The organism is Amycolatopsis sp. NPDC051716, from assembly GCF_040681595.1.
Taxonomy (GTDB): domain Bacteria; phylum Actinomycetota; class Actinomycetes; order Mycobacteriales; family Pseudonocardiaceae; genus Amycolatopsis.
In genome coordinates this window covers 165,328-184,947 of sequence record NZ_JBFAZA010000010.1, presented here as the reverse complement: position 1 = coordinate 184,947, position 19,620 = coordinate 165,328, and the positions used below count along the sequence as shown (strand labels likewise).

General features: G+C 72.5%; 18 protein-coding genes. 11 read left to right on the top strand and 7 right to left on the bottom strand.

What is annotated here, in order from left to right; translation table 11 throughout:
- Entirely contained in the window at nt 1-657 is a 657-nt protein-coding gene (locus AB0M30_RS16280; RefSeq protein WP_103337405.1) for an O-methyltransferase, read from the bottom strand.
- 70 nt (nt 658-727) lie between these two features.
- Between AB0M30_RS16280 and AB0M30_RS16275 the strand changes: the two genes are divergently transcribed.
- The gene (locus tag AB0M30_RS16275) at nt 728-2,050 is read left to right on the top strand and encodes a PLP-dependent aminotransferase family protein (RefSeq protein WP_364584755.1); all 1,323 of its coding nucleotides are present in this window, start codon (nt 728-730) and stop codon (nt 2,048-2,050) included.
- 95 nt (nt 2,051-2,145) lie between these two features.
- On the top strand, nt 2,146-3,291 hold the full coding sequence (locus AB0M30_RS16270; protein WP_364584754.1) for an FAD-dependent monooxygenase: 1,146 nt from the start codon (nt 2,146-2,148) through the stop codon (nt 3,289-3,291).
- On the opposite strand, the gene AB0M30_RS16265 is transcribed toward AB0M30_RS16270, so the two are convergent.
- The 3 genes from AB0M30_RS16265 to AB0M30_RS16255 all read right to left on the bottom strand — a co-directional run bounded on the left by AB0M30_RS16265 (nt 3,288) and on the right by AB0M30_RS16255 (nt 8,106).
- On the bottom strand, nt 3,288-5,081 hold the full coding sequence (locus tag AB0M30_RS16265) for a hypothetical protein (protein ID WP_364584752.1): 1,794 nt from the start codon (nt 5,079-5,081) through the stop codon (nt 3,288-3,290). The two genes, AB0M30_RS16270 and AB0M30_RS16265, sit on opposite strands and share 4 nt — an antisense overlap.
- 761 nt (nt 5,082-5,842) lie before the next feature.
- Entirely contained in the window at nt 5,843-7,822 is a 1,980-nt protein-coding gene (locus AB0M30_RS16260; protein ID WP_364584751.1) for an SDR family oxidoreductase, read from the bottom strand.
- 83 nt (nt 7,823-7,905) lie between these two features.
- Nucleotides 7,906-8,106 (bottom strand): hypothetical protein, encoded by a 201-nt coding sequence (locus tag AB0M30_RS16255; protein WP_013223722.1) that lies wholly within the window; start codon nt 8,104-8,106, stop codon nt 7,906-7,908.
- A 206-nt stretch (nt 8,107-8,312) separates the two neighbouring features.
- Here AB0M30_RS16255 and AB0M30_RS16250 point away from each other — a divergent pair, with 206 nt between their 5' ends.
- Nucleotides 8,313-9,536 carry an FAD-dependent oxidoreductase gene (locus AB0M30_RS16250; RefSeq protein WP_364584749.1) on the top strand — a complete coding sequence of 408 codons (1,224 nt, stop codon included), beginning with the start codon at nt 8,313-8,315 and terminating at the stop codon, nt 9,534-9,536.
- Here the strand turns inward: AB0M30_RS16250 and AB0M30_RS16245 are convergent.
- Nucleotides 9,505-10,248, bottom strand: a complete 744-nt coding sequence (locus AB0M30_RS16245) for a MerR family transcriptional regulator (RefSeq protein ID WP_364584747.1) — start codon at nt 10,246-10,248, stop codon at nt 9,505-9,507. The two genes, AB0M30_RS16250 and AB0M30_RS16245, sit on opposite strands and share 32 nt — an antisense overlap.
- Before the next feature lie 54 nt (nt 10,249-10,302).
- Here AB0M30_RS16245 and AB0M30_RS16240 point away from each other — a divergent pair, with 54 nt between their 5' ends.
- A complete protein-coding gene (locus AB0M30_RS16240; RefSeq protein ID WP_364584745.1) occupies nt 10,303-10,563 on the top strand; it encodes a hypothetical protein in 261 nt (86 codons plus the stop codon).
- A 15-nt stretch (nt 10,564-10,578) separates the two neighbouring features.
- Here AB0M30_RS16240 and AB0M30_RS16235 read toward each other — a convergent pair whose 3' ends face one another.
- Complete coding sequence (locus tag AB0M30_RS16235; RefSeq protein ID WP_364584743.1) at nt 10,579-11,805, bottom strand: multidrug effflux MFS transporter; 1,227 nt, start codon at nt 11,803-11,805, stop codon at nt 10,579-10,581.
- 206 nt (nt 11,806-12,011) lie between these two features.
- Between AB0M30_RS16235 and AB0M30_RS16230 the strand changes: the two genes are divergently transcribed.
- The 6 genes from AB0M30_RS16230 (at nt 12,012) to AB0M30_RS16205 (ending at nt 18,534) form a co-directional block, all read left to right on the top strand.
- Complete coding sequence (locus AB0M30_RS16230) at nt 12,012-12,863, top strand: fumarylacetoacetate hydrolase family protein (RefSeq protein ID WP_364584741.1); 852 nt, start codon at nt 12,012-12,014, stop codon at nt 12,861-12,863.
- A 2-nt stretch (nt 12,864-12,865) separates the two neighbouring features.
- Nucleotides 12,866-14,170: an enolase C-terminal domain-like protein gene (locus AB0M30_RS16225; protein WP_364584739.1), complete on the top strand. Its 1,305-nt coding sequence runs from the start codon at nt 12,866-12,868 to the stop codon at nt 14,168-14,170.
- Nucleotides 14,163-14,909 carry an SDR family oxidoreductase gene (locus tag AB0M30_RS16220; protein WP_364584737.1) on the top strand — a complete coding sequence of 249 codons (747 nt, stop codon included), beginning with the start codon at nt 14,163-14,165 and terminating at the stop codon, nt 14,907-14,909. The genes AB0M30_RS16225 and AB0M30_RS16220 overlap by 8 nt, the downstream gene beginning before the upstream one ends.
- Nucleotides 14,910-14,972: 63 nt before the next feature.
- Nucleotides 14,973-16,004, top strand: a complete 1,032-nt coding sequence (locus tag AB0M30_RS16215) for a sugar ABC transporter substrate-binding protein (RefSeq protein ID WP_364584735.1) — start codon at nt 14,973-14,975, stop codon at nt 16,002-16,004.
- Nucleotides 16,001-17,524, top strand: a complete 1,524-nt coding sequence (locus AB0M30_RS16210; protein ID WP_364584733.1) for a sugar ABC transporter ATP-binding protein — start codon at nt 16,001-16,003, stop codon at nt 17,522-17,524. The genes AB0M30_RS16215 and AB0M30_RS16210 overlap by 4 nt, the downstream gene beginning before the upstream one ends.
- Entirely contained in the window at nt 17,521-18,534 is a 1,014-nt protein-coding gene (locus AB0M30_RS16205; protein ID WP_364584731.1) for an ABC transporter permease, read from the top strand. The genes AB0M30_RS16210 and AB0M30_RS16205 overlap by 4 nt, the downstream gene beginning before the upstream one ends.
- Nucleotides 18,535-18,647: 113 nt before the next feature.
- Here the strand turns inward: AB0M30_RS16205 and AB0M30_RS16200 are convergent, their stop codons facing one another.
- Nucleotides 18,648-19,370: a FadR/GntR family transcriptional regulator gene (locus tag AB0M30_RS16200; RefSeq protein WP_364584729.1), complete on the bottom strand. Its 723-nt coding sequence runs from the start codon at nt 19,368-19,370 to the stop codon at nt 18,648-18,650.
- Nucleotides 19,371-19,451: 81 nt separating this feature from the next.
- Here AB0M30_RS16200 and AB0M30_RS16195 point away from each other — a divergent pair, with 81 nt between their 5' ends.
- The gene (locus AB0M30_RS16195) at nt 19,452-19,616 is read left to right on the top strand and encodes a hypothetical protein (protein WP_364584727.1); all 165 of its coding nucleotides are present in this window, start codon (nt 19,452-19,454) and stop codon (nt 19,614-19,616) included.
- Nucleotides 19,617-19,620 lie beyond the last annotated feature (4 nt).

Below are 19,620 nucleotides of genomic sequence, written 5' to 3'. Positions count from 1 at the left end.
TCAGCGGACCAGCGCGAGCACGAACCCGTCGTACCCCTTGCCGCCGACGGTCTGGACCGCCGTCGCGTCGATCCGGTCCTCGGTGGCCAGCAGGTCGAACATCTCGCGCGCGCCGCGGACGTTCGGGTCGTCGCTGCTCGCGTCGGCCACCCGGCCCTGCCGGACGACGTTGTCGACGACGATCGCCGTGCCCGGCCGCGCCAGCGCCAGCGAGGCGCGCACGTAGTTGGCGAGGTTGACCTTGTCGGCGTCGATGAACACGAAGTCGAACGGCCCGGTCAGCGTCGGCAGCGTGTCGAGCGCGGCGCCGACGCGGATGTCCACGACGTCCTCGCCGAAGCCCGCCCGCGCCAGGTTGGCCCGCGCGACCTCGGCGTGCTTCGGCTCGTACTCGCAGGTCACGAGCTTGCCGCCGGCCGGCAGCGCGCGGGCGAGCCAGACGGTGCTGTACCCGCCGAGCGTGCCGATCTCCAGGATCGTGCGCGCCCCGGCGAGCCGGGCCAGCAGGTGGAGCAGCTTGCCCTGGTTCGGCGCGACGGCGATGTGCGGCAGCCCGGCGGCGTCGGCATCGGCCGAGGCGGCGTCGAGCACCGGGTCGGGGGCGAGCAGCGCGCCGGCGAGGTAGTCGTCGACTTCGGTCCAGATCTGGTCGGTCATGGCACCTCCACGGTCAATCTAGCCCGGGTGGGATCATGCTCGCCGACAGTTTCCGGGCGGGAAGGTGACCATGGACGACTACCGCGTCGTCGCCGACGCCATCGCCGCCGACATCGAGGCCGGCCGCCTCCGGCCCGGCGACCGGCTCCCGCCCCAGCGCCGCTTCGCGCGGCAACGCGGCATCGCCGGCTCCACGGCGGCCCGCGTTTACGGCGAGCTCGTCCGGCGCGGCCTGGCCGTCGGCGAGGTCGGCCGTGGCACGTTCGTCCGCGCGGCGAAACCACCGCCCGAACCCGCGCTCGCCGAGCCCGGTGGCGCCCGCGTCGACCTCGAACTCAACTTCGCCGTCCTGCCGGAGGAGTCGGCGAGGCTGGCGCGCGCACTGGAACCGTTGCTGCGCGCCGACGTCCTGACCGCGGCCCTGCACCCGATCGGCGCCGCGGGCACGCCGCCGGCCCGCGAGGCGGCAGCGAGGCTCCTCGCGCGCGGCGACTGGCGCCCGGACCCGGCGGAGATCCTGTTCACCGGCAACGGCAGGCAGGCCCTGGCGGCCTCGATCGCCGCGTTCGTGCCGGTGGGGGAGCGGCTCGCCGTCGAGTCGCTGACGTACCCGGTGGTGAAGGCCCTCGCGTCGCGCCTCGGTGTGGAGCTCGTGCCGATCGAGACCGACGAGTCCGGCCTGATCCCGGCGGCGCTCGCCGCGGCCGGGCCGGTCCGCGCGCTCTACGTCCAGCCGACGCTGCACAACCCGCTCGGCACGACGATGCCGCCGCAGCGCCGCGCCGAACTCGCCGACGTCGTGGGCCGCCTCGACCTGCCGGTGATCGAGGACGGCATCTACACGTTCCTGCGCGACGAGGTACGCCCCTTCGCCGCGTACGCGCCGGAGCGCACGGTGTTCGTCGACAGCCTGTCCAAGCGGGTCGCGCCGGGCCTGACGGCGGGGTTCCTGGTGCCGCCCCAGGCGTGGACGGCCCGGCTGGCGTCGTCGGTGCGCTCGGGCGCCTGGGGTGCGTCCCGGTTCGCCGTCGAGGCGGCGACGCAGTGGATCGTGACCGGCACCCTCGCGGAGATCGAGGCCGCGAAACGCCGCGACGCGGCCGTGCGCGCGACCGTCGTGGCGGAGAAGCTGCCGGGCCTGCGCGGTGATCCGGCGTCGTACCACCGCTGGTGGGAGCTGCCGGACCGCTGGCGGGCGGAGACGTTCGTCGCGGCGGCGGCCCGCCGGGGGATCGCCCTGTCCCCGGCGGCGGCGTTCGCCGTCCTGCCGGGCCACGCGCCGAACGCGGTCCGGCTCGCGGTGTCGGCCCCGCCGGTGGCGACGCTCGCCTCGGCACTCGACGTCTTGGCGGAACTGGCGAGCGCCGGCCCGGACGACCTGCTGGCCGACTGACAGCGCCTGCCAGCGGCGTGCCAGCTCCGTGTGCGGCCCGCGCCAGTGATCTTCGCCAGCCTTCGGGGTGTCACGCCAACCGCGAAGGAGCACCCATGCACGTCACGATCATCGGCGCCGGCCTCGGCGGCCTCACCCTCGCCCGCGTCCTGCACGTCCACGGCATCCCGGCCGAGGTCTACGAAGCCGAGCCCTCCCCGATGGCCCGGATGCAGGGCGGGATGCTCGACATCCACGACTACAACGGGCAGCTCGCCGTCGAGGCGGCCGGGCTCACGGCGGAGTTCGGCGGCTTGATCCTGGAGGGCAGGCAGGCGATGCGGGTCCTCGACCGGCACGGGACCGTGCTCGCCGAACAGGCCGACGACGGCACCGGCGGCCGCCCCGAGGTGCAGCGCGCCGACCTGCGGCGGATGCTGCTCGACGCGCTGCCGCCCGGCACCGTCCACTGGGGACACAAGGTGACCGGGGCCCGCGCCCTCGGCGACGGCCGCCACGAGGTGACCTTCGCCGGCGGCCGCACCGCCGTGACGAGCCTGCTGGTCGGTGCGGACGGCGCGTGGTCGCGGATCCGGCCGCTGCTGACCGACGCCACGCCCGAGTACATCGGCGAATCCTTCGTCGAGATCTACCTGTACGACGCCGACACCCGGCACCCCGCCGCGGCGAAGGCGGTCGGCGGCGGTTCGCTGATGGTGCCCTCGGTGGACAAGGGCATCCACGCCCACCGCGAGAGCGGCGACACGCTGCACACCTACGTCTCGCTCATCCGGCCGCTGGACTGGTTCGCCGCCATCGACTTCACCGACTCCGCCGCGGCCGCCGCGCGGGTCGCGGCGGAGTTCGACGGCTGGGCGCCCGAACTCACCGCGCTGATCACCGACGGCGACACCGCGCCCGTCCTGCGGCCGCACCACACCCTGCCGATCGGCCACCGCTGGGCGCGCGTGCCGGGGGTGACGCTGATCGGCGACGCGGCCCACCTCATGCCGGCCAACGGCGAGGGCGCCAACCTGGCCATGCTCGACGGCGCCGAGCTCGCCCTCGCCCTGGCCGCCCGCCCCGGCGACGCCGCAGCCGCGCTCGCGGAGTACGAGCAGGCCATGTTCCCGCGCAGCGCCAAGGTCGGCGCCGAAGGGAAGCGGTTCGACGAGCTCCTCGCCGGCGTCGGGGAGGACGACGTCCCGCGGGTCCTGATCGACGCGTTCCGGGAGTTCACCGGAGCCGTGCGGGAGTCCTAGGGGGCGTACTTGCCGACGAAGCTGCCGCAGGTCACGGCCCGGCCGGTGAGCCGGGCCTGGATCGCCTTTTCCAGGCCGAGGTAGTCGAACACCGGTGTGTCGGGCGGGATCGACTCCGGCACCGGGCCGCCCGTCGCGAGCATCCGGATCGAGTCCGTCTCGAACAGGACCAGGTAGCCGCCTTCGCGGTTCAGCTCGTCCGCCCTCGCGAGCATGCGCTCGGGCGCGGTGCCGACGACCTCCAGCGGCAGCGGCCATTCGAGGGGGAACGGGTTGCGCAGGCCGAACGCGGGGTAGGCGAACGGGCTGTCCGGCAGGATCGCCGTCCGCGCGGCCGGGAAGCGGTCCAGGCAGTCGCGGATCTGCCGGACGAAGGTGAACGTCGAGGGGTTGGTCCGGATGCCGGCCATGGCCGGGGTGACCGCGCCGAGGTCTTCGGTCAGCCGTTCGTGCCCGAGGTCGAGGTACGCGGCCTGGTCGTGGCGGGCGACGACGACCCACCCGCACGCCACCACCGCCATGCACCCGGCCGTCGCCGTCACCACCCGGGTCCAGCCCGGCCGCGGGCGCGGCGGGACCAGCTGGGCCAGCAGCAGCAACGCCGTCAGGGCCAGGGTGCCGGTGAGCAGCGTCGGGGTGTCGTTGCCCCAGGACAGGCTGGTCATGAACCCGGTGGCGAGCACGAGCAGGCCGGCCCAGGGCACCTTCCGCCGCACGGCCGCGTTCACCGGCACGCTGACCGCGACGATCCACCACAGGACGTCCGCCCAGCGCGAGGAGCCGGTGAACCGGCCGTCGACGACGGTCCAGACCACCGCCGTGGCGCCCGCCAGCACCAGCACCCAGGACGCGATCCGCCCGGCCACGCCCAGCCGGTCACCCGGCAGCCGGACGGCCAGGAGCACGACGGCGATCGCGGCGAAGAAGGTCAGCTCCCGCACGGGTGCCCTGGTCAGCACCTCCGGGTCGTCGAGCCACAGCCCGAGCAGCCGCTCGCCGTAGGCGGGCACGCCGCCGGTGAGCTGCTCGACCATCTCCGCGAAGCCACCGCCGAGGCTCACCCACGCCACGTACGCCAGCCCGGGCGCGCCGAGCGCGAGAAGGTCGAGGACCAGCCGGCGCCACCAGCTCGCCGTGCGCAGCGCGCCCGCCCGCGTGGCCGGGTGCAGCAGCAGCCACACCACGCCGATCACGGCGGCCAGCGCGAAGCTCTGCTTGACGAACACCGCGCAGCCGAGCAGCACCAGCCCGCCGCGGCGGGCGAGCGCGCGGCCGCTGGTCAGTCCCGCGTCGAGGGCCCAGGCGCCGCACGCGGTGAGCGCGATGCCGTCCACGGTGTGCCAGGCCATCAGCGGGAAGGCGTTGAGGTTGATCAGCGACGCGGCCGCGACCAGCGCGGTCATCCCCGGGCCCCAGTCGAGCACCCGGCGCCTGGTGACCAGCGTGGCGAACGCGATCGTGGCCACGATGATCTCGATCATGGACAGGAAGCTGGACCCGAAGAACAGCGGCATCGGCAGCGCGAAATCGGCGACGTGCAGCACCGCGGACCCCAGCGGGCGGGCGGAGATGATGTCGGCGTGCGGGACTTCGCCGTGCAGCACGCGCCACGCCTGGGCGAGGATGAAGCCCTGGTCGGAGGGGTGGAAACCGAAGCGGCCGACGCGGAGTTCGGTGGCCAGCGCGAGCAGCAGCACCCAGCCGGCGTGGACGCTCCAGCGCAGCAGCGGCCGGCGCTGCCTGCCGGGCGCCGGCGTCGTGGCGATGTGCGCAGGACTCGCCACGGCCACGCCCCGCCCGCCTTCCGCTCCCGATCACACCCGGGAAGCGATGGTAGCGGCCGGTCCACCGCACCCGGCGGACCGCACCCGGATGCCCGCCGGAAGGTCGCCGGAAGGTCGCGAATGACTCATTCGGGACCTCCGGCGCCGCGAATGAGTCATTCGCGGCACCGGGCGCGGCGGAAACCGCCCGCGAAGGCCCCGAACCGGGGCCGGGCACGCGCCCGGCCCCGGCCGGACTCACCCGAGGGTGCGCCGCGCGGTGCCGATCACGGCCGTCTTGTCGGTGGCGGCGCTGCGTTGCCCTGAGCTGTCTACGCTGAATACCGGCATTTCGAACTCCCCAGTTGAAGCCCGTACGGGTGCACGGGACTCGCGCGAGGGTAGAAGTACCGTCGGTCGCGTGCCACCGTTTCGCCGGAATTCGCGGGAATCAAGCACGGCGGCGCCAGATGAGCCGGGTCACCGCCGCGGCGACCGACGCCGGAGCGGACCGCCGGGGGAGGTCGCGTGTCTCGGGTGCGGGCTCGGGCATGGCCAGGTAGGTCAGGGTTCGCGGGAGTCAGGCGCGGCGGTGCCAGATGAGCCGGGTCACTGTCGCGGCGAGCGGCCGCGTGTTTCGGGTGGGGACTCGGGCATGGCCGGGTGGGCCTGGGTTCGCGGGAGTCAGGCGCGGCGGTGCCAGATGAGCCGGGTCACCGCCGCGGCGAGCGGCCGCGTGTTTCGGGCGCGGACTCGGGCATGGCCGGGTAGGTCAGGGTTCGCGGGAGTCAGGCACGGCGGCGCCAGATGAGCCGGGTCACCGCCGCGGCGAGCGACGCGGGTGCGGAGCGGCGGGGGAGGTCGCGTGTCTCGGGTGCGGACTCCGGCATCGCCCGGTAGGCCAGGTGCGCGGCGAACCGGGCGAGCTTCGGCGCGGCGAGCGTCGCCAGTTCGGCGGCGCGGCCTTCGGGGAGGCTGAGGATCTCCGGCCGCTCCTCGCACGCCCGCATCACCAGCGCCGCGGCGCGTTCCGGGCTGCTGGACGGGATCCCGCGATAGCCGGTCGGCGCGATCATCGGCGTCCGGACCAGCGGCATCCGCACCGACGTGAACGTGACGCCGTCCGAGAGCGTCTCGCGTCCGGCCGTCAGCCCGAACTCCTCCAGGGCCGCCTTCGACGCCAGGTAGGCCGAAAAGCGCGGGGTGTCGGTCTGCAGGCCCTGGGTCGTGACGTTGACGACGTGGCCGAACCGGCGCTCGGCCATCGACGGCAGGAAGCCGAGGATCAGCCGGACCGGGCCGAAGTAGTTGATCGCCATCGTGCGCTCGAAGTCGTGGAACCGCTGCGTGGACAGCGCGACCGAGCGCCGGATCGAGCGGCCGGCGTTGTTCACCAGCACGTCCACCGCGCCGTGGTCGCCGAGCACGTCCTTGACCAGCGCGTCGACGGCGTCGCCGTCGGTGAGGTCGCACGGGTACGCCGCGGCGGTGCCGCCCGCCGCGAGGATTTCCGCGCGCACCTCTTCGAGCTCCGAAGCGCGGCGCGCCACGAGGATCACCTTCGCGCCCTTGCGGGCCACGGCGAGCGCCGACGCGCGGCCGATCCCGGACGACGCGCCGGTGATCAGCACCGTCCGCCCGGCCAGGCCGTGGGTGCGGCGCGCGCGGTCGGGGTCGAGGTGGGCCTGCCAATACCGGTAGAGCGGCGCCGCGTAGTCCCGCAGCTCGGGGAGCTCGAGGCCGCTGCCGAACAGCGCTGTCGTGGTGCGCGCGGTGTCGAAGACGACGTCCATGGTCAGGTGCGGCAGCACGGCCAGGGGGACGCCGAGCTCTTCGAGGACGGCCGCGCGGGCGCCCCGGCCCCCGGGGACGCGGTCGAGCCCGGCCGCGGCCGCGTGCGCCAGGCGGCCGCCCGCGCGCCGCAGCGCGCCCGAGGGCCCGGCGGGCAGCACGGCCCGGATCACCGGCCCGCCCGCGGCGCGCGCGAAGGCGTTGTAGACGGAGTTGAGCGGCTGCGGGTGTGCGGCGGCGAGGTGGTAGGTCGTCCCCGAGGGAGCGTCCCGGTGCATCAGGAAGTCCATCGCCTCGACGACGTAGTCGACCGGCACCAGGTTCGTCGCGCCCAGGTCGGGGGCGGCCAGCGGGAGCCGCCGGGGCAGGGCGGCCAGCCGCGAAATCGCCGGGAGGAAGTAGTAGGGCCCGTCGACCTTGTCCATCTCGCCGGTGCGCGAGTCGCCGACGACGGCCGAGGGCCGGTAGACGCGGAAGGGCAGCGACTGCTCGCGGACGAGCTTTTCGGCCTGGAACTTCGTCGCGTGGTACGGCGAGCCGAAGCGCTGGCCGAGGTCGAAGTCGGTCTCGGTGAACCGCCCGGCGTGGTCGCCGGCGACGGCGATCGACGACACGTGGTGCACCAGCCCGGCCCGCGCCGCGGCGGCGAAGGCGAGCAGGTGGTGGGTGCCTTCGACGTTGGCGCGCCGGTTGGCGTCCTCGCCGGCGGTGAGGTCGTAGATCGCGCCGAGGTGGACGACGTGGTCGAGGTGGGGCAGATCGGCGGGGTCGGCACCGAGCCGGGGTTCGGCGAGGTCGCCGAGCACCGGGTGCAGCTTGTCCGCGCCCGGCCAGTCGCGTGCCGACGTGGCCAGGCGCTCGCGGGAGGTCTCCCGCACCAGCGCGTACACCGCGGACGTCTCGGGGCGCTTCAGCAGCCGCGCGACCAGGCGTTTTCCGATGAAGCCCGTCGCACCCGTCACGAAGTAGGTCGTCATGACCGGTCCCTTCAGTCGGGACGGACTCTAACCTACTGCAAAGTAGGAACGGTAGTTGTCAGTATTGCCGGGGTCGATCCCGGCTAGCTTTCTTCTTCGTCGGCCGTCGCGACGACGGCGTCGCGCAGGGCGGCCCGCAGCCGTCCGACGTCGAGCGGCCCGAGCACCGCCGCTTCGCCCGGCGGCGCGACCAGCACCACCTTGTCGTTGCTGACGAACACCGTCACATCCCTGCGCCTGCCGGCCAGATCCCGGCAGCCGATCGACCATTCGCCCCGACTCATGGTCGCCGCCCTCCGCTTCCCTTGTCGTGGTCGTGCTTCGTGCGAGGGTGGGAGCGGCCGCCGGCGGAGCTATGACGCGGGTTCACCCGATCTGCCTACTCGCGGGTTTTGTCTTGCGCTTCGCGGGTTTTCGGCGTAACTCCGGTCGTGGCTCGGCCGGTTCGGGAGTAGCGTCCCGGGGCACGAGCCGTCCCCGGGAGGTCTGGATGTCGGAACCGCGGAAGATCGTCATCGTCGGTGCGGGCCTGGGTGGGGCGTCCGCGGCGGCCGCGGTGCGCGAACGCGGGTACACCGGCGAAATCCTGCTGATGGGCTCGGATCCGCGCCGTCCGTACGAGCTGCCGCCGCTGTCGAAGGGCGTGCTGCTGGGCAACGCCGACGAGCCCGACTGGGTGCACGAAGAGAAGTTCTACGCCGAGAAGGACATCCGCTTCAGCGCCGGCGTCACGGCGACCCGGCTCGAGCTCGGCGCCCGGCTGGTGCTCGACGACGCGGGCGGCGAGCATCGCTACGACCGGCTGGTGCTGGCGACCGGCTCCCGGCCGCGCCCGCTGCCGGTGCCCGGCGGCGACCTGCCCGGGCTGTACACGTTGCGCACCCTCGACGACGCGCTCAAGCTGCGTTCGGCGTTCGCCGCGGCCGAGCGCGTGGTGATCGTCGGTGCCGGCTGGATCGGCTCCGAAGCGGCCGCGGCGGCCCGGAAGCACGACGCGGAGGTGACGGTCGTCGACCCGGTGCCGGTGCCCCTGGCGAACGTGGTCGGCGAGACGGTCGGCGGGGTGTTCCGCGACCTGCACGTCTCGAACGGCGTGCACTACCGCTTGGGCGAGCAGGTCGCGGAGATCACGGGCGGCCCGGACGGCGTCCGCGGCGTGCGCTTGAGCGGCGGCGAAGAGCTGACGGCGGACGTGGTCCTGATCGCGGTCGGCGCGGCCCCGAGGGTGGAGCTGGCCCACGCGGCGGGCCTGGAGCTGGCGGACGACGGCGGGGTGGCGGTGGACGCGGGCCTGCGCACGGCGGCACCGGACGTCTACGCGGTGGGCGACATCGCGGCCCACTTCCACCCGCGGTACGGGCGGCGCGTCCGCGTGGAGCACTGGGCGAACGCGAAGGACCAGGGCACGCACGTGGCGCGGAACCTGCTGGGCGAGAACGAGCCGTTCCTGGCCTCGCCGTACTTCTTCACCGACCAGTACGACCTGGGCTGCGAGTACCGCGGCTTGGCGGACCCGGCCTCCGACGAACTGGTGATCCGCGGCGACCTGGCGTCCCGCGAGTTCACGGCGTTCTGGCTGCGCGAGGGCGAAGTGGCGGCGGCGATGAACGTGAACATGTGGGACGACGGGGATGCCTTGGGTGCCTTGGTCGACGGCCGCACGAAGGTGACGGCGGAACAGCTCAGGACGGCGGACTTGGCGTCGCTGACCTGAGACGTTCGCGCAGCAGGGTGTCGAGCCGGCGCCAAGCGGGTGACGACGCGTTGACCGCACCCTGCACCAGCGCCGGGATCGCGGAGCCCCGCTCGTAAGAAGGCAGGTCCGCGCCGTACCGGGCCCGGGTCGCGGCGACGAGCCGCGAAGCCAGCGCCTCGACGCGCGGGTCGTGCGGGTCGAGGTCGTGGATCCGGTCGTACTCGAGGACCAGGGAGAGCAACACCGGGTCGCTCAGCATCGCCGACTGGTCGCGGAAGTTCGTGCGGGCCGTCTCCGGGTGGGTGGCGAAGACCAGTAGCCACAAGTCGTTCTGCAGGGTCATCCACCGCTCGCTGAACCCGAGGCCCGGCAGCCGCCCGAGGTAGGCCACCACCTCGTCCGGCAGGGGCGAAAGGTCGCCGCCGGCCAGGCGCCGCAGGCGGGAGCGGGTGGCCTGCAAGGCCTCGATCCGGGCGGCCAGGTCGTCGTCGATCTGCCGGAGCGCCGCGGCGAGCCCGTCGCCGGCGCGGAGTTCGCGGATGCGGGCCAGCGGGACGCCGGCCTCGGCGAGCGTGCGGACCTTGATCAGCTCGACCGCGTCGGACGCGCGGTACCGGCGGTACCCGGAACTGTCGCGTTCCGGCTCGGGGAGCAGGCCCTTCGCGTGGTAGACGCGGATCGTCTTGGCCGTGACCCCGACGTACCCGGCGAGCTGTCCGATGGTGAGCACCCGGCCATCCTCGCACTTGACCTTGCCCCAGGGGCAAGGTTGCATGCTGGCCGCATGACCGATCACGAAACCCTGCGCGCGCTGGCCGACGAGGGCAACGAGACCGCGCTCGACCGGCTGGCCGACCTCGCCGACGCCCGCGGGGACGTCGAGGAGCTGAGCGAGCTGCTGGACGAAGGCTGCGAACACGCCGGCGAGCTGCTCACCCGCCGGGCGGTCGCCGCGAAAGACCTCTTGCAGCTGCAGCGGATCGCCGACGCCGGCCACGAACCGGCGGGCGACGAGCTCGAACGCCTCCTGTCCACCCCCTCGTGAGTGGTAAGGCGGGTTCTAACCCGCCTTACCACTCACGAGCACTGGAGCCGGGCGCGTCAAGACCAGGTAGGCCACCAGGGCCAGCACCGCGAACCCGGCCATGGTCGCGGCCATCGGCACCGCCGTGCCCGGCCCGCCCAGGCCGACCAGCGGCGTCGCCACCGCGCCTACCACGAACTGCAGCACGCCCAGCAGCGCCGAAGCCGCCCCGGCCGAGCGCGCGTGCGAAGCCAGCGCCAGGGAACTCGCGTTCGGCATCACCAGGCCGATGCTCGACACCAGCAGGAACAGCGACACCAGGAGCAGCGCCAGCGGCGCCCGGAAGAGCACCGAAGCCAGCACCAAGGCGCCGCCGGTCACGCCGAGCAGCAGGCCGGACCGCAGCAGCGCCCGCTCCCGGATCCGGCCGACCAGGCGGCCGTTGAGCTGGCCCGCCAGCACGATCCCGACGCCGTTCGCCCCGAACACCACGCTGTACGCCTGCGGACTGAGCCCGTACACGCCCTGCAGCGCGAACGACGAGCCCGAGATGTAGGCGAACATCGACGCGAACAGCAGTCCCGACGCCAGCGCGTAGCCGGCGAACGACCGGTCCAGCGCCAGCCGACCGTACGTCCGCAGCACCGGGCCGAGCCGGAGCGGAGACCGCGCGGCCGACGGCTCCGGCAGGAAGAACACCACCACGGCCAGCAGCAGCGCGCCGAACGCCGTCAGCACGACGAACACCCCGCGCCACGACGTCCAGTTCAGCAGCTGCCCGCCGATCAGCGGCGCCAGGATCGGCGCCAGGCCGCTGACCAGCATCAACGTCGAGAAGAACTTCGTCATCGCGGTGCCTTCGAAGAGGTCGCGCACGGTGGCGCGGGCGATGACGATGCCCGCCGCGGCGCCGAGGGACTGCACGAACCGCGCCGCGACCAGCGGCCAGGCATCCGGGCTCACCGCGCACAGCACCGAGCCCACGACGTACAGCGCCAGCCCCGCGAGCAGCGGGCGGCGGCGGCCCAGCGCGTCCGACAGCGGGCCGAGCACCAGCTGGCCCAGGGCGAGCCCGACGATGAACGCGCTCAGCGTCAGCTGCACCGTGCTGTCCGTCGCGTGCAGGTCGGCCGCCATCCGGGGCAGCGCGGGCAGGTACATGTCGATCGACAGGGGCCCGAACGCGGTGAGGCCACCCAGCACGAGGACGAACTTCAGCTGCGCCCGCCGGCTCGTCGCGGTACGTTCCGCCGTGGTGGTCATGCACGTCCCTTCGTTCCCTCTCCGGGACCAGCGGGGAGCGCCCCGGCGCTATTCCGGCTGTGACTGGTGACACCCCGTGCTCACCCGACCATGCGCCGACACTGATCCGATCAATTTTGCGACCGATTCGGCGATGGCTCTGGATTGACGGTCTCGACTGCGATATACATCGGATGTCTGGTCGGTGTGGGTGAAGGGAAACATCCGTGCAGCTGCTGCGTCTCGGGGAGCCGGGGAGTGAGCGTCCGTTCGTGCGCGCCGGCGACGGCACGACCTACGAACTGGGCGGCCTCACCGCCGACATCGACGGCGGTTTCCTCGCCGCGGACGGGATCGCGCGCGCCGCCGCCGCGCTCGCCGCGGGAGAGCTGCCGGCCGCTTCGGAGACCGGGCTGCGCGTCGGCTCGCCGATCGCCCAGCCCGGCAAGGTCGTCTGCATCGGCATGAACTACCGCCGCCACGCCGAGGAAACCGGCGCGACGCCGCCCACCGAGCCGGTCGTCTTCATGAAGGCGCCGGACGTCGTGGTCGGCCCCGGCGACGACGTCCTCATCCCGCGCGGGTCGGTCAGCACCGACTGGGAGGTCGAGCTCGGCGTCGTCATCGGCAAGACCGCGCGCTACCTCGAAAGCGTCGACGAAGCCCTCGAGTACGTCGCCGGTTACGTCGTCTCCAACGACGTCTCCGAGCGCGCGCTGCAGTTCCGCACCGCCCAGTGGGACAAGGGCAAGTCCTGCGAGAACTTCAACCCGCTCGGCCCGGCGCTGATCCCCGCGAGCGAGGTGCCCGACCCGCAGGACCTCGGCCTGCGGCTGTGGGTCAACGGCGAGAAGAAGCAGGACTCCTCCACCAAGGACATGATCTTCGGCGTGGCCGAGATCGTGCACCACCTGAGCCAGGTGATGGTGCTGCGGCCGGGCGACCTGATCAACACCGGCACCCCGGAGGGCGTCGCGCTCGGGCAGCCCGACCCGAAGCCGTACCTGCGCGACGGCGACGTCGTCGAACTCGAGATCGACGGTCTCGGGCGGCAGCGCCAGACCGCGAGGCAGGCCTGACCATGGCGAAGATCATCGGCATGGAGGTCCTCGACGTCCGGTTCCCGACGTCGAAGGAGCTCGACGGCTCGGACGCGATGAACCCCGACCCGGACTACTCCGCCGCGTACGTGGTGCTGCACGCCGACGGCGGCCCGGACGGCTACGGCCTCGCGTTCACCATCGGCCGCGGCAACGACGTCCAGGCCGCCGCGATCCGCGCGCTGGCCCCGCACGTCGTCGGCCGCGAGGTCCCGGAAGACGCGGCCGCGCTCGGCGACCTGTCGCGCACGCTCGTCGGCGACTCGCAGTTCCGCTGGCTGGGCCCGGAAAAGGGGGTCGCGCACATGGCCGTCGGGGCGGTGGTCAACGCCGCCTGGGACCTCGCCGCGCGCCGCGCCGGCCTGCCGGTCTGGCAGTTCGCCGCGCGGATGACCCCCGAAGAACTGGTGTCCTTGGTGGACTTCCGGTACCTCACCGACGCGCTCACCGAAGCCGAGGCCCTGGACATCCTGCGCCGCGCGGAACCCGGCCGCGCCGAACGGGAGAAGCAGCTGCAGGCGAACGGCTACCGCGCCTACAGCACGTCCCCCGGCTGGCTCGGCTACGCGGACGCCAAGCTCGTGCGGCTGGCCGAGCAGGCCGTCGCCGACGGCTTCGAGATGATCAAGCTGAAGGTCGGCGGCAACCTCGAGGACGACGTCCGCCGGATGAAGCTGGCGCGCGAGACGGTCGGTGACGGCATCCGGATCGCCGTCGACGCCAACCAGCGCTGGGACGTCTCCGCCGCGGTCACCTGGATGACCGCGCTGGCGCCGTTCGACCCGTACTGGATCGAGGAGCCGACCTCGCCCGACGACGTCCTCGGGCACGCGGCGATCGCGAAGGCCCTCGCGCCGATCAAGGTCGCCACCGGCGAGCACGTCCAGAACCGCGTGGTGTTCAAGCAGCTGCTGCAGGCGGACGCGATTTCGGTGCTGCAGCTGGACGCCGCCCGCGTCGGCGGCTTCAACGAAAACCTCGCGATCCTGCTGCTGGCCGCCAAGTTCGGCGTCCCGGTGTGCCCGCACGCCGGCGGCGTCGGGCTCTGCGAGCTCGTGCGGCACCTGTCGATGTTCGACTTCGTGGCGGTGTCCGGCACCGACGCGGACCGCTCCATCGAGTGGGTCGACCACCTGCACGAGCACTTCACCGACCCGGCCGTCGTCGAGCGCGGCCACTACCTCGCCCCGACCGCCCCCGGGTTTTCCGCGCGCATGCACGACGCCACGCTGCGCCGGTTCCGCTTCCCGGACGGTCCCGAGTGGACGGAGACCGCAAGTGAGTGAATTCGAGGGCCTGGTGGCCGCCGTCACCGGAGGCGCCTCGGGCATCGGCAAGGCGGTCGCGACCTTGCTGGCCGACCGCGGCGCCCAGGTGGCGGCCCTCGACCTTAAACCGGGCGACGACGGTATCCGCTGTGACGTCTCCTCCGATGACGAAGTCCGCTCGGCGATCGACGCCGTCATCGAACGCTTCGGGCGCCTCGACATCCTCGTCAACAACGCCGGAATCGGCGCGCAGGGCGACGTCACCGCCAACGACGACGACGAGTGGCACCGCGTGTTCGACGTCAACGTCGTCGGCATGGTCCGGCTCGCCCGGGCCGCGCTGCCGCACCTCAAGAACTCGCCGTCCGCGGCGATCGTCAACACCTGCTCCATCGCGGCCTGGGCCGGCCTGCCCAACCGCGCGCTCTACTCGGCCAGCAAGGGCGCGGTGCTCTCGCTGACCCTGGCCATGGCGACCGACCACCTGCCCGACCGGATCCGCGTCAACTGCGTGTGCCCCGGGACGGCGGACACCCCCTGGGTGGGCCGGCTGCTCGACGCCGCCGACGACCCGGCGGCCGAACGCGCGGCCCTCGCGGCCCGCCAGCCCATGGGCCGGCTGGTCACCGCGGACGAGGTCGCGAACGCCATCGCCTACCTCGCCAGTCCCCTCTCCGCCTCGACCACCGGCACCGCGCTCGCGGTCGACGGCGGCATGTACGGCCTGCGTCCTCGCGGTCCCGTTCACCACGACTAACAAGACTTGATTTCCGCTGTCATCAAGGAGGATGCGGTGCGCGCTGTGCTCTTTCACAACAGGGTGATCCAAGTGGCCGCCACGGCCGCCGTCTGCGGCCTGGTACTGGCCGCCTGCGGGTCCACCAAGGACAATGCCGCGGCGCCCGCCCCGGGCGGCGGCGCCGGCGGCAAGGTCGGGGCCACGCTGCCCCTGCTGACCTCGCCGTTCTGGCAGGCCTACAACAACTACGTGCCGAAGATGGCCAAGGAAGAGGGCGTCGACGTCCTCCCGACGGTCAACGCCGACAGCGACCCCGCGAAGCTGATCACCGACATCGGCACCTTCCTCAACCAGGGCGTCAAGGGCCTGGTCGTGACGCCGCTGGACTCGGCGGCCATCGTCGCCGGGCTCAAGCAGGCGGAGAACAAGGGCGTGCCGGTCGTCGCGGTCGACGTCGCCCCCGAGAGCGGCAAGGTCGCCATGGTGGTGCGGGCCGACAACAAGGCCTACGGCACCAAGGCCTGCGAAGCGATCGGCGAAAAGGTCAAGTCCGGCAAGGTCGTGCAGATCATGGGCGACCTCGCGTCGGTCAACGGCCGCGACCGCTCGGAAGCCTTCCGCGACTGCATGAAGGCCAAGTACCCCGGCATCCAGGTGCTGGAGATCCCGGCCGAGTGGAAGGCCGACAAGGCGTCCTCCGGCCTGGACAGCATGCTGACCGCGAACCCGGACATCAAGGGCGTCTACATGCAGGCCGGCGGCGTCTACCTGGCCCCGACCGAGCAGGCCCTCAAGCGCAAGAACCTGTTCTTCCCGGTCGGGGACCCGAAGCACATCGTGCTCGTCTCCAACGACGGCATCCCGCAGGAACTGGCCGCGATCCGCGCCGGCGAGCTGGACGCCACCGTGTCCCAGCCGGCCGACGCCTACGCGAAGTACGGCCTGTACTGGCTGAAGAAGGCCATGGCGGGCGAGACGTTCAAGCCGGGCCCGACCGACCACGACAGCACCATCGTCGAGATCAGCCCCGGCATCCTCGAGGACCAGCTGCCCGCGCCCGTCATCACCAAGGCCAATGTGGACGACAAGGCCCTCTGGGGGAACAACCTGTGACCGCGCTGCCCGCCGGCGAATCCGCCGTCCCGGTGGTCAGCGCCGTAGGAGTCGGAAAGCGCTACGGCCCCACCGTGGCGCTGCACGACGTCAGTCTCACCGTGCACCCCGGCGAGTCACACGCGCTCGTCGGGCGCAACGGGGCCGGCAAGTCGACGCTCGTCACCATCCTCACCGGGCTGTCCGCCACGGACACCGGGCACGTCGAGTTCGGCGGCGAGCCGGCCCCGCCGTTGACCAAGCAGGACGACTGGAAGGCGCGCGTCGCCTGCGTGTACCAGCACGCGATGGTCGTCCCGCAGCTCACCGTGGCCGAGAACCTGTTCCTCAACCGGCAGGCGGGAGGCGGGTTCTCGATCGGCTGGAAGTCGTTGCGGCGCAAGGCCCGCGAGCTGCTCGACTCGTGGGACGTGCACGTCGACGTCGACACCCCGGCCGGGGACCTCTCGGTCGAGGACCGGCAGTTCGTCGAGATCGCCCGCGCGCTGTCCTACGGCGCCCGGTTCATCGTCCTCGACGAGCCGACCGCGCAGCTGGACAGCCAGGCCATCGAGCGGCTCTTCGAGCGGATGCGCCAGATGCAGGCGGGCGGGGTGACGTTCCTGTTCATCTCGCACCACCTGCACGAGGTGTACGAGGTCTGCCAGGCGGTGACCGTGCTGCGCGACGCGAAGCACGTGCTCACCGCCCCGGTGGCCGAGGTCGGCAAGGCCGAGCTGGTCGACGCGATGACGGGCGAACCCGGCGGTCTGTCGGTCCGGGACGCCGCTTCCCGGGAGTCCTTGGAAGCTGATGCCGCGGAGATCCTTTCGGTGGACGGATTGTCCGGCGACAGCTTCCGGGACGTCTCCTTCCGGCTGCGCCGCGGCGAGGTGGTCGGGCTCGCGGGCAGCAACGCCAGCGGGAAGCACCAGGTCGCCGAGACGGTCTACGGCCTGCGGACGCCCTCCGCGGGCACGATCCGCGTCGACGGCTCGCCGCTGCGGCCGGGCGACATCCCGGCGGCGCTGCGGGCCGGGATCGGGTGCGTGCCGCGCGACCGGCACCACGAAGGCCTGGTGCTGACGCACTCGATCGCCGACAACGCCACCATGTCCATCCTGGACAAGCTGGGCCGCGGCGGGATCGCGTCCCCGGCCAAGCGGCACGCGAAGGCGTCGCAGGCCTTGAAGGACTACGACATCGTGGCCGCGGGTGCCGAACAGCCGGTCTCCGACCTCTCCGGCGGTAACCAGCAGAAGGTCGTGCTGGCGCGGGCGTTGCTGAGCGACCCGCGGGTGGTCGTGCTGATCAACCCGACGGCCGGGGTGGACGTGAAGTCGAAAGAGGCGCTGCTCGCGGTCGTCGACCGGGTGCGCGCCGAGGGCAAGGCGGTGCTGATCGTCAGCGACGAGCTCGACGACCTGCGCCTGAGCGACCGGGTCCTGGTGCTGCGCGCCGGGGCCGTGGTCGCCGAACACCAGGCCGGGTGGTCCGACGGCGACCTCGTGGCCGACATCGAAGGAGTCGAGCTTTCGTGACCGACGTGATGACCTCTCCGCAGACGGAGCTGCCCGCCCCACCCCGCCGCCGCAAGGCCGTCTGGCTGCGTGAACTCGCGCTGCTGCCGGCGCTGGTCGTGGTGTTCGTCATCGGCGGCCTGGTCGACGACACCTTCGTCGGCTGGAGCAACATCGTCAGCATCCTGACCGCGTCGGCCGCGCTGTCGCTGGTCGTGCTGGGCGAGTCGCTGGTGCTGATCACCGGGAAGTTCGACCTGTCGCTGGAATCCACGATGGGCCTGGCGCCCGCGCTGGGCGCGATGGTCGTGATCCCGGCGGCGTCGGCGGGCTTCGGTGTCGAACTGCCGGCCGCGATCGGGCTGCTGGTGATCCCGCTGTGCGGGGCGCTGGTCGGGTTCGTCAACGGTTTCCTGATCGTGAAGCTGAAGCTGAACGCCTTCATCGTCACGCTGGCCATGCTCACCGTGTTGCGCGGGGTCCAGGTCGGCTCGACCAAGGGCAAGACGCTGTTCAACCTGCCGGACTCGTTCACCGACCTGGCCACGACGACGTTCCTCGGGCTGCCGATGTCGGTGTGGCTGGCGGCGCTGCTGTTCGCGGTCGCCGGCTGGGTGCTGCGCTACCACCGCGTCGGCCGCGCGCTGTACGCGATCGGCGGCAACCGCGAAGCCGCGCGGGCGGCGGGCGTGCGCGTCGACCGGATCGCGTGGGCGGTGTTCGTCGTCGCCGGGATCCTCGCCGCGATCGGCGGCCTCGCCTACACCGGTTACGTCGGGGCCTTGGGCGCGAACCAGGGATCCGGCATGATCCTGCAGGTGTTCGCGGCCGCGGTGATCGGCGGCGTCTCGCTCGACGGCGGCAAGGGCACCCTGGTCGGTGCCCTCACCGGCGTCCTGCTGCTGTCGTCGGTGTCCAGCCTGCTCAACTACGCGCACGTCACGGCGGAGTGGCAGGGGGCGATCTACGGCGCCATCATCCTGGTCGCGCTGATCATCGCCCGGTACGCGGGCGGAAAGCCCCAGACCTGACGCTCACCCCGTGAAGATCCGACGTGTTCCGAGTCTGCTGCGGCGGTCGTGAGTGGTAAGGCGGGTTCTAACCCGCCTTACCACTCACGACGGGCGGGGAGGTGAGTGTGCGGCTAGGAAGCTTCGGCGGCGGGTTCGTCGGGCACTGTCGGGTCGTCCGCGGTGCCCAGGGCGTTGCGCAGCCACTGCTCCACGCCGGCGACGTGCACGGTCGCCCACGACCGGGCCAGTTCCGGCTCGCGGGCGGCGATGGCCTCGTAGATCGCCGTGTGCTGCTCGCGGGTCTTCGCGACCGCGCCCTCCTGGGTGAGGCCGCGCCAGATCCGGGCCCGGGCGGTCGGCCCGGAGAGGCTGTCGAGCAGCGAGCAGAGCACGGGGTTGCCGGAGCCGTCGGCGATCTTGCGGTGGAACTGCAGGTCGTTGGCGACCAGCGCTTCCACGGTCGGCGAGTCCTCCAGCTCGCTGAGCAGGGTGCCCAGCTCCGCGATGTCGGCGTCGCTCATGTGCAGCGCGGCCAGCGCGGTCGCGGCGGGCTCCAGGATCCGGCGCACGGCCAGGAAGTCGAGCACGGTGTCGTCGCGGTGGAAGTCGACCACGAACGTCATGGCGTCGAGCAGCAGGTTGGGCTCGAGGCTGGTGACGTACGTGCCGTCACCCTGGCGGACGTCGAGCACCCTGATCAGGCACAACGCCTTGACCGCCTCCCGCAGGGAGCTGCGCGAAAGCCCGAGCCGCTGGGCGAGCTCGGCCTCCTTCGGCAGCCGGTCGCCCGGCGCCAGCTCGCCGGTGATGATCATGTCCTTGATCTTGTCGATCGCGACATCGGTGACGGGCATCGCGTCCGCCCTCCCTGCAACAGACCTCGGATGTTTCGGTGGTCCTCCCCAGCGTGCCATGTCCCGGCCGGGGAAGGGGCGATGACCCACCAGCGCACACCACAACGGGTGGCTTCGCGCCAAGCCGGTATCCCCTCCCGGCGGACCCGGCGTAACGGACTCGACCCGTTCCACGTCCTCGAAGACGACTGCTCCGGCGACGACACCGGCCTCGGACCGGTCCGGAAACCGCCGGTGAAGGAGTGACCGC